This window comes from Micromonospora sp. DT43 (assembly GCF_049841645.1).
GTDB lineage: Bacteria > Actinomycetota > Actinomycetes > Mycobacteriales > Micromonosporaceae > Micromonospora.
In genome coordinates this window covers 29,926-42,474 of record NZ_JBNCKR010000009.1, presented here as the reverse complement: position 1 = coordinate 42,474, position 12,549 = coordinate 29,926, and the positions used below count along the sequence as shown (strand labels likewise).

Annotated in this window: 11 protein-coding genes; 7 read left to right on the top strand and 4 right to left on the bottom strand. The window is 70.7% G+C overall.

Annotation, left to right across the window (positions count from 1 at the left end; genetic code table 11):
• Positions 1-18: 18 nt before the first annotated feature.
• Positions 19-1,770 carry an ATP-binding protein gene (locus ACLQ26_RS21205; protein ID WP_363682380.1) on the bottom strand — a complete coding sequence of 584 codons (1,752 nt, stop codon included), beginning with the start codon at positions 1,768-1,770 and terminating at the stop codon, positions 19-21.
• 238 nt (positions 1,771-2,008) lie between these two features.
• Here ACLQ26_RS21205 and ACLQ26_RS21200 point away from each other — a divergent pair, with 238 nt between their 5' ends.
• Positions 2,009-2,428: a hypothetical protein gene (locus ACLQ26_RS21200; protein ID WP_425746082.1), complete on the top strand. Its 420-nt coding sequence runs from the start codon at positions 2,009-2,011 to the stop codon at positions 2,426-2,428.
• 4 nt (positions 2,429-2,432) lie between these two features.
• Here the strand turns inward: ACLQ26_RS21200 and ACLQ26_RS21195 are convergent, their stop codons facing one another.
• Positions 2,433-3,179, bottom strand: a complete 747-nt coding sequence (locus tag ACLQ26_RS21195; protein ID WP_425746081.1) for a pyrimidine reductase family protein — start codon at positions 3,177-3,179, stop codon at positions 2,433-2,435.
• Between the two features lie 150 nt (positions 3,180-3,329).
• Between ACLQ26_RS21195 and ACLQ26_RS21190 the strand changes: the two genes are divergently transcribed.
• The 6 genes from ACLQ26_RS21190 to ACLQ26_RS21165 all read left to right on the top strand — a co-directional run bounded on the left by ACLQ26_RS21190 (position 3,330) and on the right by ACLQ26_RS21165 (position 10,028).
• On the top strand, positions 3,330-3,875 hold the full coding sequence (locus tag ACLQ26_RS21190) for a plasmid pRiA4b ORF-3 family protein (protein WP_425746080.1): 546 nt from the start codon (positions 3,330-3,332) through the stop codon (positions 3,873-3,875).
• Between the two features lie 268 nt (positions 3,876-4,143).
• On the top strand, positions 4,144-5,454 hold the full coding sequence (locus ACLQ26_RS21185) for an ABC transporter substrate-binding protein (RefSeq protein ID WP_393294995.1): 1,311 nt from the start codon (positions 4,144-4,146) through the stop codon (positions 5,452-5,454).
• A 112-nt stretch (positions 5,455-5,566) separates the two neighbouring features.
• A complete protein-coding gene (locus ACLQ26_RS21180) occupies positions 5,567-6,553 on the top strand; it encodes a carbohydrate ABC transporter permease (protein WP_425746079.1) in 987 nt (328 codons plus the stop codon).
• A gap of 13 nt (positions 6,554-6,566) precedes the next feature.
• Positions 6,567-7,469, top strand: a complete 903-nt coding sequence (locus ACLQ26_RS21175) for a carbohydrate ABC transporter permease (protein ID WP_425746078.1) — start codon at positions 6,567-6,569, stop codon at positions 7,467-7,469.
• Complete coding sequence (locus ACLQ26_RS21170) at positions 7,466-8,899, top strand: GH1 family beta-glucosidase (RefSeq protein ID WP_425746077.1); 1,434 nt, start codon at positions 7,466-7,468, stop codon at positions 8,897-8,899. Before ACLQ26_RS21175 ends, ACLQ26_RS21170 begins: the two co-directional genes overlap by 4 nt.
• 82 nt (positions 8,900-8,981) lie before the next feature.
• Positions 8,982-10,028, top strand: a complete 1,047-nt coding sequence (locus tag ACLQ26_RS21165; protein WP_425746076.1) for a LacI family DNA-binding transcriptional regulator — start codon at positions 8,982-8,984, stop codon at positions 10,026-10,028.
• A gap of 136 nt (positions 10,029-10,164) precedes the next feature.
• Here ACLQ26_RS21165 and ACLQ26_RS21160 read toward each other — a convergent pair whose 3' ends face one another.
• Together ACLQ26_RS21160 and ACLQ26_RS21155 are read right to left on the bottom strand one after the other, a co-directional pair.
• The gene (locus ACLQ26_RS21160; protein ID WP_425746075.1) at positions 10,165-11,373 is read right to left on the bottom strand and encodes an acyl-CoA dehydrogenase family protein; all 1,209 of its coding nucleotides are present in this window, start codon (positions 11,371-11,373) and stop codon (positions 10,165-10,167) included.
• A complete protein-coding gene (locus tag ACLQ26_RS21155) occupies positions 11,373-12,452 on the bottom strand; it encodes a phosphotransferase family protein (RefSeq protein ID WP_425746074.1) in 1,080 nt (359 codons plus the stop codon). The genes ACLQ26_RS21160 and ACLQ26_RS21155 overlap by 1 nt, the downstream gene beginning before the upstream one ends.
• Between the last annotated feature and the right edge of the window lie 97 nt (positions 12,453-12,549).

Genomic DNA, 12,549 nt, shown 5'->3' with positions numbered 1-12,549 from the left:
AGTTGCACCGGCCCCTGCCTAGAACGGGATGTCGTCGTCGGTGCCGCCGCCGGAGCCCACCACGGCGAACGGGTCGGCGGACTGGGTGATCGAGCGCAGCGTCTCCGAGGGGGCGCGGCCCGCCTCGGAGACCCGGGTGGCCCACGCCGGGAACGGGAACTCCAGGCAGAGCGGCACCGGGATGTCCGGCTGGTTGACGAACATGGTGCCCGGCTTGGCGAGCAGCGCCCGCTGCCGCTGGGCGGGCGGCAGGAAACCGTACTCCGGGCGGGACGCCTCGGCCGGGTCGAGCCGGCCGACCACCCGGATCGCCGAGTTGGTGACGATGCGCCGCTCCACCTCGCTCGCCGTCTGCTGGGCGCCGATGAGGATGACCCCGAGCGACCGCCCGCGCTCGGCGATGTCGAGCAGCACCTCCTTGATGGGGGAGGAGCCCTCCCGGGGCGCGTACTTGTTGAGCTCGTCGAGGACGACGAACAGCAACGGCTTGGCCGTGCCGGACTTCTCCTTGCGCTCGAACTCGCTCTTGAGCGTCACACCTACCACGAACCGCTGGGCCCGATCCGGAAGGTTGTGCAGGTCGACCACCGTCACCTGCGCCGACTCGCTGGTGTTGATCGAGTGCGGGCGACGGGTCGCCAGGTCGCCACGGATCAGCCGGGCCAGGTCCTTCTTGCTGCCGATCAGCCGGCGGGCGAACGCGTTGACGGTGCCCAGGCCGACCGCGCTGCCCGCCCAATCGGAGCGGGTCTCGTCGTCGTTGAGCGCGTCGACGATGTGGTCGACGAGGTCGCCGTAGGAGCCCAGCCGGACCCCGTCGATGCTCACCCCGCCGTCGGCGGGCTGGGCGTGGCGGGCCAGGTGCGCGGTGACCGAGTGCACGACCATCGTGTACTGCTGGCGCTCGTCGTCCGCGTCGGCGAAGACGTACGGCAGCAGGCGGTCGGCGCAGAACTCGCTGAGCGTCCAGTAGAAGGCGTCCACGCCGGTGAGTCGGCTGCTCACGTCCGGTGTGCCGGCGGCGTCGCCGACCCGCGGCGGGGCGTACACCCGCACGTCGGGGAAGGCGCCGGCGCTCAGGCCCAGCTTCGCGTACGCCGCTCGGGTCGGCTCGTCGAGGCGCAGGTTGGGGTGGTCGAGGAACAGCAGGTCCTCGCCCTTGACGTTGAAGATCAGCGCCTTGGCGTTCACCGCGTCGCCGCCCAGGACGCCGGAGCGGAAGACCGAGTAGAGCAGGAAGGTGGCGAAGCTCGTCTTGGTGGCAACACCGGAGATGCCGGAGATGGAGACGTGCGCGCCCCGGCTGCCGTCGAGGAAGTCGGCGTTGAGGTAGACCGGCACCCCGTCGCGACCCATGCCCATCGGGATGCGCCGCTCCATCCGGTCGAAGTGCAGCGCGCGGGCCCGGGCGTCGCCTTCGGCCCGGTGCACGACCGCGCCCGGGGTCGGCGGCACGTACAGCTCCGGATCGACGCGGGTGGTGGTGACCTCGGCCGCCTCCTGCACCTGTGCGGGCAGCGTGCCGTCGGCGATGGCGAACACGTCGGAGTCGAACTGGGCGCCCTCGTGCCGAGCGCGGACCTGGGTGACCACCCCGGCGATCGTCACCGGCTCCCGGTCGGGCAGCTCGCGGCGGGTGACCACCACGTCGTCGAGCTGGAGGTAACTGCCGGGCGCCACGGCCGTCCAGAACTGCAACGGGGTGGCGTCGGCGGTTCCCAGCACCCGCCCGACCGCCTCGCCAGGGCTGTCGATGTCGGCGTCGGTCATCGGGCGACTCGGGTCGGTCGGGCGGCACGGTCGGGGCGCATGCCCTGCATCCTGCCCGAGGAGTACGACAGGTCGCCACGCGACGCGGCGGACGACACCATGCGCCGTCACACTCATGACGCTGGGTGCTCGGCCGAGCGCACGAGGTGGGCGGGAGTCGTCTCGGCCCGCACCGCGCGAGGTCCGGACTCAACCCCCGAGGCGCGGGTCGCGTTACCTAGGCATGGAGCACGCATGAGTGACGACTTCGGCGCTTTCGTCGCGACGAGCGGCCCGCGCGGGAGGGCAGGCGGCCGAGGTCCTGACCGTCGCGGACGGGGGCGAACCGCGCCGGTTGCTCGACTACCTCTCGTACGACCTGGCCTGTGTCGACGGCGACGTGGTCTGCGCGGCCGTCCGATCCACCGGCGGCGGGCTGGGCGTCGCCGTGGCCAGGCGCTCCGGCGGACGGCTCTACGTCCTGGTCCAGGCGCCGCAGGGCCGTACCGTCGAGGTGGTCGCCAACGGCGTGCCGCATCCGGTCGGCGCGGCGCCGCGGGGCGCGGTGGTCGAGGTGGTCGCCGCCGAGCCCTACGACGAGGTGCAGGTCTGGGCGAGCACCGAGGACGGTAGGCGCTACCGGATCCCGTGGGCTCCTGGGGCGGTGCTCGTCGACTGAGCCCTCAGCCGCGGCCGTGGCGGAGCAGGAGGACGCCGTCGTCGGCGGCGAGCACGTGCCGCAGTGGCAGGTGCCGGGGCGCGCTGGCGTCGCCGGCGGTGATCCGGCCCGGGCCGGGACCGGCGAGCAGCGGTGCGACGGTGAGGCACAACTCGTCCACCAGGTCGGCGGCGGTGAGCGCGCCGAGCAGGTGCGGGCCGCCCTCGCAGAGCAGCTGGGTCAGCCCGCGCCGGTGCAGCTCGGTCAGGCCGGCGGCGAGGTCGACCCGGTCGGTCCCGCAGCGCAGCAGGTCGGCGACGTCGGTCAGGCCGGGCGGCGGGTCGGCGTCGGCGCGGGTGAGCACGATCGGCCGGACCGGCGCGTCGGCGAAGGCGGCCTGCGCCGGGTCCAGGTCGAGGGAGCCGGAGACGACCACAAGCGTGGGGTACGCGGCAAGCCCGTTCGCCCGACGCCAGGCGCGTCGGCCCTCGTCGAGGCGGACCGCGCGGTACCCCTCGTGGCGCAGGGTGCCGGCGGCCACCACCAGCGCGTCGCAGAGCATCCGCAGCAGGCCGAAGACCCGCTTGTCCGGCTCGCCCGACAGGCCTGCGGAGTAGCCGTCCACGCTTACCGCGCCGTCCAGGCTGGCGACGAAGTTGACCCGTAGCCGGGGCTGGTCGGCGCGGCGGTAGAGCGCGGTGAGCGTGGAGTCGTCGAGCGGCTCGGTGGAGGGCTCGGGCCAGAGCCGCCGGATCGGGATTCCGACCGTCATTCGCCGGCCGGACCGGTGACCGGAGGGGTCGGTTCGGCGGTACGGTGCTGGCAGTCGCACCAGTTCCGGCCCGGGCAGTCGTCGTGCCGCCGGGCCCGGCACGCTCGGCAGATCATGCTCGCAGCCTAAGCCGCGGGAGGACAGGACAGCATGCCGCGTCAGATCTTCCAGTTGAAGATGTCCCTCGCCGGTGTTCGTCCGCCGGTGTGGCGGCGGGTGCTCGTCCCGGCCGGCTACACGCTGGACCGGCTGCACCGGGTCGCCCAGCACGCGATGGGCTGGCGGGACTGCCACCTGCACTCGTTCGAGATCGACGCGGTGGCGTACGGCGAGCCGGACCCGGACGGGGGCCTGGCGCTGCACGACGAGCTGGACGTCCGGCTGGACGCGGTGCTCGGCAAGGGCAGCAGGTTCTCCTACACGTACGACTTCGGCGACTGGTGGGAGCACGACCTGGTCGTCGAGGACGCGCTGACCGCCGACCACGACGAGCGGTACCCGATCTGCCTGGACGGTCAGCGGGCCTGCCCCCCGGAGGGCATCGGTGGGTCGCCGGGCTACCAGGCGCTGCTCGCGGCGCTTGCCGATCCGACCCATCAGGAGCGGGCGGAGCTGCGGGGTTGGGTCGGTGACGGCTTCGACCCGACGTTCTTCGATCCGGCCGTCGCCACGACTCTGCTGCGCCGCTTCTGCTGACCCCGCACGGTCGCTCGGGTCGACGTCCGGCACGTCCGGCGTCGGCCTGAAACAGGGCGGTAACGATCTGGGAACGCTCCCAATGGTCTATTGACACCCTGGTAGCGCCCCGGCAATCTCATGGGAGCGCTCCCGGGGGAGTGGCCGAAGTCTCCTTCACAGTTCTCCCCAGATCGTCCACGACCACCGGTCCGGCGACGGCAGGGGCGCTGCAGCACCCCCCCACCACGCACGACACACCAAGCCTCACCACTTGAGAGGGGTCAGGATGAGCGTCACCTCACGTCGCCGCTTTGCGGCGATCGCGCTCGCGTCCGTCGCCGTACTCGCCTCGGCGACCGCCTGCGGCGGCGACGACTCGTCGTCCGACAAGGACGGCGGCAAGGTCACTCTGGTCGTCGACGTCTTCGGCGACCAGGGCTTCGGCTACGAAGATCTTTACAAGCAGTACCAGACTGAGCACCCGAACGTCACCATCCAGGAGCGCGGCAAGGGCCTCGGCCTGGGTGACTACAACACCCGGCTGACGCAGCAGATCACCGCGGGCGCGGGCGCCGGCGACGTCGTAGCCCTCGAAGAGGGCACGATCGTGCAGTTCTTCGCGCAGGCCGACAAGTTCGTGAACCTGGCCGACCACGGCGCCAACGACCTCAAGGGCAACTTCCTGCCCTGGAAGTGGGAAGGTGGCGTCACCCCGGACGGCAAGGTGCTGGGTCTCGGCACCGACGTCGGTGGCATGGCCGTCTGCTACCGCAGCGACCTCTTCAAGGCCGCCGGCCTGCCGACCGACCGCGAGCAGGTAGGCGCCCTCTGGCCGACCTGGGACGCCTTCATCGAGCAGGGCAAGAAGTTCGCCGCCGCCGACACGAAGCACAAGTTCGTCGACTCGGCCACCAACTTCTACAACATCGTGCTGATGCAGACGGCGGGCGCCGGCAGCGGCTACACGTACTTCGACAAGAGCAACAAGCTCGTCGTCGGCGAGAACCCGGACGTGCAGTCCGCGTTCCAGCAGACCACCAAGATGATCAGCGCGGGTCTGTCGAACAACCTGCGCAGCTTCTCCAACGAGTGGAACGCCGGCTTCAAGAACGGCAGCTTCGCCACCATCGGCTGCCCGGCGTGGATGACCGGTGTCATCAAGGGGCAGGCCGGTGACGCTGCGACCGGCAAGTGGGACGTCGCCAAGGCACCCGGCGGCGCCGGCAACTGGGGCGGTTCCTGGCTGGCCGTGCCGAAGTCCAGCAAGCACCAGAAGGAAGCCGCCGAGCTGGCCAAGTTCCTGACCAGCGCCAAGGGCCAGACCGAGGCGTTCAAGAAGGTCGGGAACCTGCCCTCGTCGCCGCAGGCCCTCAACGACCCGGCCGTGCTCGCCGCCACCAACGACTACTTCAGCAAGGCGCCGATCGGCAAGATCTTCGCCGCCGGCGCGACCGAGCTGAAGCCGGTCTACCTCGGCCCGAAGAACCAGGCGGTCCGGGACGCGGTCGAGAACGCGCTGCGCAGCATCGAGCAGGGCAAGGCCGCCGACGCCGCTTGGCAGGACGCGGTGAAGAACGGCCAGGCCGCAGGCAAGTAACGGCTGTGACGCGCTCACGGGTGGTGCCGGACTCCGGCGCCACCCGTGAACCCGCGTCGGAACGCCCTGCCGCGGCGCCCGCGACGGTGCCGCCGAGTGTGAAGGAACGCTCATGAGCTCCCTGAAGACCCCCGCGCCACCGGGTGCGTCGGCCCGCCGGTCGCGCCCCGCCCCGCGGCACTCACCGGCGCGCCGCCGGCAGCTGAACCGGCTGGACCTGCGCTTCACCCCGTACGTCCTCGTCCTGCCGTTCTTCGTGCTCTTCGCGATCTTCGGCGTCTACCCGATCGTCTACACGTTCTGGATCGCGATGACCGACAGGTCACCGATGAACGCGACGATCAGCTTCGTCGGGCTGGACAACTTCGTCGAGCTGTTCACAAACGATCCGCAGTTCTGGAACGCGGTGGTGAACACCTTCGGGATATTCGCGCTCTCCACCATCCCGCAGCTCATCATCGCGCTGCTGCTGGCAAACGCGCTGAACCGGCGCATCCGCGGCCAGATGTTCTTCCGGCTGGCCATCGCGATGCCGATCATCACCTCGACCGCCGTCGTGGCGCTCATCTTCTCGATGATCTACGCCCGCGACTTCGGCCTGATGAACTGGCTGCTCGACCTGGTCGGCGTCGGCCCGATCGACTGGCGTGCCAACCGCTTCGCCTCCTGGTTCGCCATCGCCACGATGGTCGACTGGCGGTGGGTGGGTTACAACGCCCTGATCTACCTCGCGGCGATGCAGTCGATCAACAAGGACGTGTACGAGGCCGCCGCCCTGGACGGCGCCTCCCAGCGCCGGCAGTTCTGGTCGATCACCATCCCGCAGCTGCGTCCCACAATCATCTTCACGCTGATCATCTCGACCATCGGCGGTCTGCAGCTCTTCACCGAGCCACTCATGTTCACCAGCGGCTCGGGCGCACTCTCCGGTGGCACGGAGGGGCAGTTCCAGACGATCACGATGTACCTGCTGGACGTCATGAACCAGCGGTTCCGGTGGGGATACGCGGGCGCCGTCGCGCTGGTGCTCTTCCTGCTGATCGCGTCCGTCTCGTTCCTCAACTACCTGCTGGCCCGCCGAATCAGCTCCGACAAGTGAGGGTGGCCCACCCATGACCAGTACCACTCTGCGACCGCCGGCGGTCCAGCCACCGGCCAGTCGCCCCGGCATTCGCCACCGGGCGGAGAAGCTCTGGACGGCCAGTCCGCTGACCTGGTTCGGCCTCGTCCTCGGCGTGATCCTGTCGCTCTTCCCGTTCTACTGGATGATCGTCATCGCCTCGCGGACCAGCGACGCCGCGAACTCCTGGCCGCCGCCCTTCCTGCCGGGTGGCAAGCTGGGCGAGAACATCCAGCGGGTGCTCGACAACGGCGACGCGAACGTCGTCAAGGGCCTGCTGAACTCGTTCCTGGTGTCCGGCACGATCACGGTGGCTACCGTGTTCTTCGGCTCGCTCGCCGGATTCGCGTTCGCGAAACTGCGTTTCCGCGGCAAGAACGCGCTGTTGCTGATCATCCTGGCCTCGATGATGATCCCCATTCAGCTCGGCGTGCTGCCGCTGTACATCCTGATGGCGAAGCTGGAATGGCTCAACACCATGCCGTCGGTGACCGTGCCGTTCCTGATCGGCGGATTCGGCATCTTCATGATGCGCCAGTACGCCGAACAGGCCGTGCCCAACGAGCTGATCGAGGCGGCCCGGGTCGACGGCTGCTCCACCTGGCGCGTCTACTGGCACGTGGTGGTGCCGGCGCTGCGACCCGCGGCGGCCGTGCTCGGGCTGCTCACCTTCATGGAGCAGTGGAACCAGTTCTTCTGGCCATTCGTGGTGCTCGCCGACCCGGCCAATCCGACCGTGCAGATCTCGCTGCGCAGTCTGAACACCGCGTACTTCGCGGACAATTCTCAGATTTTCGCGGGTACGCTCATCGCGACCCTTCCGTTGTTCATCGTGTTCGTTCTGTTCGGCCGCCAGATCATTGGCGGGATCATGGAAGGTGCCGTCAAGTCGTGAGCAACCCCGCCAGCCCACCCGCCGTCGACGTCCTCGACGAGCGCCCCGGGCTGACCTTCCCACCCGCCTTCCTGTGGGGTGCCGCGACCGCGGCTTACCAGATCGAGGGGGCGGCGGCCGAGGACGGCCGCACCCCGTCGATCTGGGACACGTTCAGCCACGCCGAGGGTCGGGTGATCAACGGACACACCGGTGACGTGGCCTGCGACCACTACCACCGGCTCCGTGACGACGTCGCGTTGATGGCCGAGCTGGGCCTGAAGTCGTACCGTTTCTCGGTCTCCTGGCCCCGGGTGCAGCCCGGCGGCTCGGGCGCGGCAAACGCGCAGGGTCTGGACTTCTACCGCCGGCTGGTCGACGAGCTGCTGGCCCACGACATCGAGCCGTGGCTCACCCTCTACCACTGGGACCTGCCCCAGGAGTTGGAGGACGCCGGCGGTTGGCCGTCGCGGGATACCGCGGCGCGCTTCGCCGACTACACGACGCTCGTCGCCGACGCGCTCGGCGACCGGGTCCGCTACTGGACGACGCTGAACGAGCCCTGGTGCTCGGCGTTCCTCGGCTACGGCTCCGGCGTGCACGCCCCGGGCCGGTCGAACGGGGCGGACGCGGTCCGCGCCGGGCACCACCTGATGCTCGGGCACGGCCTGGCCGTGCAGGCGCTGCGGGCCGCGCGACCCACCGCCGAGGTGGGCGTGACAGTCAACCTGTACCCGGTCGACCCGGCCAGTGACGCCCCCGCCGACGTCGATGCGGCCCGGCGGATCGACGGGCTGGCCAACCGCTTCTTCCTCGATCCGCTGCTGCGCGGGTCGTACCCGGCGGACCTGGTGGCCGACCTGCGCACGGTGACCGACTTCGACCACGTGCGCGACGGCGACCTGGCGACCATCGCCACGCCGCTGGACCTGGTCGGGATCAACTACTACAGCCGGCACGTGGTCGCCGCGCCGGTCGAGGCCGCCGAGCCCGAGCCGAACTGGCGGGAGCCGTCCTGCTGGCCGGGCAGCGAGGACGTCCGCTTCGTCACCCGGGGCTTCCCGGTCACCGACATGGACTGGGAGATCGACGCCCCGGGCCTGGTCGAGACGCTGCGGCGGGTGCACGAGGAGTACACCGACCTGCCGCTGTACGTCACCGAGAACGGCTCCGCGTTCGTCGACACGGTCGTTGACGGGCAGGTCGACGACACCGACCGGCTGGCCTACTTCGACGCCCACCTGCGCGCCTGCCACGAGGCGATCGACGCGGGCGTGCCCCTGCGGGGCTACTTCGCCTGGTCATTGATGGATAATTTCGAGTGGGCCTGGGGTTACACCAAGCGCTTCGGCATGATCCACGTCGACTACGACAGCCAGCTTCGCATCCCCAAGTCCAGCGCCAGGTGGTACGCCTCGGTGATCCGACGCAACGGTCTGGCCGCACAATAGGCTCGGGCCAGCCATCAGGGCGGTCCTGGTGTCCACCTTCCACAGGTGGCACCGGGCCCGCCCGCCGTCGGAGGAGCAGACGATGACAACGCAGCGCACCCGGTCGCTCGGGCGCCCGACCCTCGACGCGGTCGCGGCGCGCGCCGGCGTGGGTCGAGGCACGGTCTCCCGCGTGGTCAACGGCTCGCCCCAGGTCAGCCCGGAGGCTCGGGCCGCGGTCCAGCAGGCCATCGCCGAACTGGGGTACGTGCCGAACCGCGCGGCCCGCGCGCTTGTCACCCAGCGGACCGATTCCGTCGCACTTGTGGTCTCCGAATCCGGCGAGCGGGTCTTCACCGAGCCGTTCTTCGCCGCGATCGTGCGGGGGATCAGCTCCGGCCTGCTGGAGACGCCCATGCAGCTCTGGCTGGCGATGGCCCAGTCGCCTGTCGAGCGGGAGCGCGTCGAGCACCACCTCACCAACCAGCACGTCGACGGCGTACTGCTGCTGTCGTTGCACGACTCCGACCCGCTGCCCACCCTGCTGGAGGAGCGCGGCCTGCCCGCGGTGCTCGGTGGCCGGCCGGCCCGGATGCTGCAACCCGGCGCCCAGCCGGCCTGGTTCGTCGACGTGGACAACGTTGGCGGCGCCCGGCAGGCGGTGGAGTACCTGACCGGCCAGGGACGGCGGCGGATCGCCACCATCGCCGGCCCGCAGGACATGGGCGCGGGTCTGGCCCGCCTGGCCGGTTACACCGAGGCCGTCAAGGCCACCGGTGCCGGCGTCAACCCCGACCTGATCGCGTACGGGGACTTCAGCGAGGGCAGCGGCGCGACCGCCATGCGCCGGCTGCTGGAGTCCTGCCCGGATCTGGAGGCCGTCTTCGTCGCGTCCGACCTGATGGCGTTCGGCGCGCTGCGTACGCTGCGTGACGCCGGCCGGCGTGTTCCCGAGGACGTCGCCGTGATCGGTTTCGACGACGCGCCGGTCGCCCGGCAGGCGGACCCACCGCTGACCACTGTGTTCCAGCCGGTGGAGGAGATGGGCCGGCAGATGGCCCGGCTGCTTGTCGCCCGCATCCGTGGCGACGACCTCCCCGCCCCGCACATCCTCCTGGACACCCAACTGGTGCACCGCGCCTCCGCCTAACCCCCACCCCCACCCCCCCGCACCCCCACCCCCCCGGGGGGAGCGCGTCGATCATGAAGTTATTGCCCTCGCCATCGGCGTGTCAGGGCAATAACTTCATGATCGACAGAGGTCACGGGTGGGGTGGGTGGGTGGTTTAGGTCCAGCGGCGGAGCTCGCGTTTGGCGAGGGAGTTGCGGTGCACCTCGTCGGGGCCGTCGGCGAGGCGCAGGGTGCGGGTCTGCGCCCAGAGGGCGGCCAGCGGAGTGTCCTGGCTGACACCGGCGCCGCCGTACCCCTGAATGGCCTTGTCGATCACCCACTCCGCCATCGCCGGCGTGCCGATCTTGATGGCCTGGATCTCGGTGTGCGCGCCCTTGTTGCCGACGGTGTCCATCAACCAGGCCGTCTTGAGCACCAGCAGGCGGGCCTGCTCGATACGCACCCGCGACTCGGCGATCCACTCCCGGACGACGCCCTGCTCGGCGAGCGGCCGGCCGAACGCGACCCGCCCGAGCGTCCGCTTGCAGAGCAGCTCCAAAGCCCGCTCGGCCATTCCGATCAATCGCATGCAGTGGTGGATCCGGCCCGGGCCCAGCCGCGCCTGGGCGATCGCGAAGCCGGTGCCCTCGGCGCCGATCAGGTTCTCCACCGGCACCCGGACGTCTGTGAAGTCGATCTCGGCGTGCCCGCCGTGCGAGCCGTCGGTGTAGCCGAAGACGGTCATGCCCCGGCGGACGTGCACCCCGGGAGTGTCCCGGGGGACAAGCACCATGCTCTGTTGGCGGTGCCGCTCGGCGTCGGGGTCGGTCTTGCCCATCACGATGAAGATCTCGCAGCGCGGATCCATCGCGCCGGACGACCACCACTTGCGGCCGTTGATGACGTACTCGTCGCCGTCACGGACGATCCGGGTGGCGATGTTCGTGGCGTCGGAGGAGGCGACGTCCGGCTCGGTCATGCAGAACGCGGAGCGGATCTCGCCCTCCAGCAGCGGCATCAGCCAGCGCTGCTGCTGCGCTTCCGAGCCGAACTCGGCCAGCAGCTCCATGTTGCCGGTGTCCGGTGCCGCGCAGTTGACCGCCTCCGGCGCGAGGTGCGGGCTGCGCCCGGTCAGCTCGGCCAGCGGCGCGTACTGCAGGTTGGTCAGGCCGGCGCCGTAGCGGGGGTCGGGCAGGAACAGGTTCCACAGGCCGCGCTTGCGGGCCTCCGCCTTCAGCTCGGCCAGCACCGGGGTACGCGACCACGGGTCACCCGCGGCGACCTGCTCGGCGTGCACGGCCTCGGCCGGGTAGACGTGGTCGGTCAGGAACCGGGTCAGCTCGTCGCGCAGCTCCTCGGTCCGGGTGTCGTACGAGAAGTCCATCACCGCTCCCTGGCAGCGGTCAGCCCGTGCGCGACCAGCGGTGCCACCATCTCGCCGATCCGGTCGAAGCCCTCGCCGAGCGTCTGCCCGAGCGTGTGGCGGTAGTGGATGCCCTCGCAGATGACCGCCAGCTTGAAACAGCCCAGCGCCACGTGCCAGTGCAGCGGTCCGACGTCCACGTCGCTGCGTCCGGCGTACCGCTCGATCAGCTCGGCGCCGGTGGGGAAGCCCGCGCGCGGCCCGAGCCCGTCGGCGACCGGGTTGCCCTCGGCCGTGTCGCTGCCGCCGAGGACATCCCAGTACGTCAGGAGCAGTCCCAGGTCGGCGAGGGGGTCGCCGAGGGTGGCCATCTCCCAGTCGAGGACGGCGTGCACGGCCACCGGGTCGGCCGCGGCGAGGAGGTTGTCCAGTCGGTAGTCGCCGTGCACGATCCGGCCGGCGTTCGCGCCCTCCGGGGCGGTGGCGGCCAGCAGGTCGCGCAGCTCGTCGATGCCGGGCAGGTCGCGGCTGCGCGAGCGGTCGAGCTGCCCGGCCCAGCGGCGGACCTGCCGGGCCAGGTAGCCCTCGGGGCGGCCGAAGTCGCCGAGCCCGACGGCGGCCGGTTCGACTGTGTGCAGCGCGGCCAGCGTGTCCATCATCGCCATGGCGAGCGCCCGTCGTCGCTCGTCGCCGAGCGGGTCGGTCTGCGCGCGGGTGCGGAACACCTCGCCGGGCACCCGCTCCATCAGGTAGAACGGCGCGCCGATCACCTCGGGATCGGTGCAGAGCAGCAGCGCGCCGGGCACCGGGACCTCGGTCGGGGCCAGCGCCGAGATGACCCGGAATTCGCGGCCCATGTCGTGCGCGGTCGCCAGCACGTGCCCCAGCGGCGGCCGGCGCAGCACGAGCTCCCGGTCGCCGAGGCGCAGCAGGTAGGTGAGGTTGGATTTGCCGCCCGCGATCAGCTGGGCCCGCACCGGCCCCGTGGCGAGGTCGGGTCGGTGCGCCGCCAGATAGGCGGTGAGCCGATCGAGGTCGAGCCCGGCGGGGGAGGCCGGAACCGCGCCCGGCCGAAGCGCGCTGACGGCCGGATCGGTCATCCGACTAGTTGATGGCAGCCCGCTCACGTTGTCAAGGTCAGATTTTCCCCTCGGGACATGGCTCGGCAACAGGGACGAAATGGTCAACAGGCAGGCT

What these genes read in the sequence shown, in the direction of transcription:
- ACLQ26_RS21180 (WP_425746079.1), top strand. Translation starts at nt 5,567, where the DNA reads ATGAGCTCCCTGAAGACCCCCGCGCCACCGGGTGCGTCGGCCCGCCGG.
- ACLQ26_RS21185 (WP_393294995.1), top strand. Translation starts at nt 4,144, where the DNA reads ATGAGCGTCACCTCACGTCGCCGCTTTGCGGCGATCGCGCTCGCGTCC.
- ACLQ26_RS21175 (WP_425746078.1), top strand. Translation starts at nt 6,567, where the DNA reads ATGACCAGTACCACTCTGCGACCGCCGGCGGTCCAGCCACCGGCCAGT.
- ACLQ26_RS21190 (WP_425746080.1), top strand. Translation starts at nt 3,330, where the DNA reads ATGCCGCGTCAGATCTTCCAGTTGAAGATGTCCCTCGCCGGTGTTCGT.
- ACLQ26_RS21165 (WP_425746076.1), top strand. Translation starts at nt 8,982, where the DNA reads ATGACAACGCAGCGCACCCGGTCGCTCGGGCGCCCGACCCTCGACGCG.
- ACLQ26_RS21205 (WP_363682380.1), bottom strand. Translation starts at nt 1,770, where the DNA reads ATGACCGACGCCGACATCGACAGCCCTGGCGAGGCGGTCGGGCGGGTG.
- ACLQ26_RS21155 (WP_425746074.1), bottom strand. Translation starts at nt 12,452, where the DNA reads ATGACCGATCCGGCCGTCAGCGCGCTTCGGCCGGGCGCGGTTCCGGCC.
- ACLQ26_RS21195 (WP_425746081.1), bottom strand. Translation starts at nt 3,179, where the DNA reads ATGACGGTCGGAATCCCGATCCGGCGGCTCTGGCCCGAGCCCTCCACC.
- ACLQ26_RS21160 (WP_425746075.1), bottom strand. Translation starts at nt 11,373, where the DNA reads ATGGACTTCTCGTACGACACCCGGACCGAGGAGCTGCGCGACGAGCTG.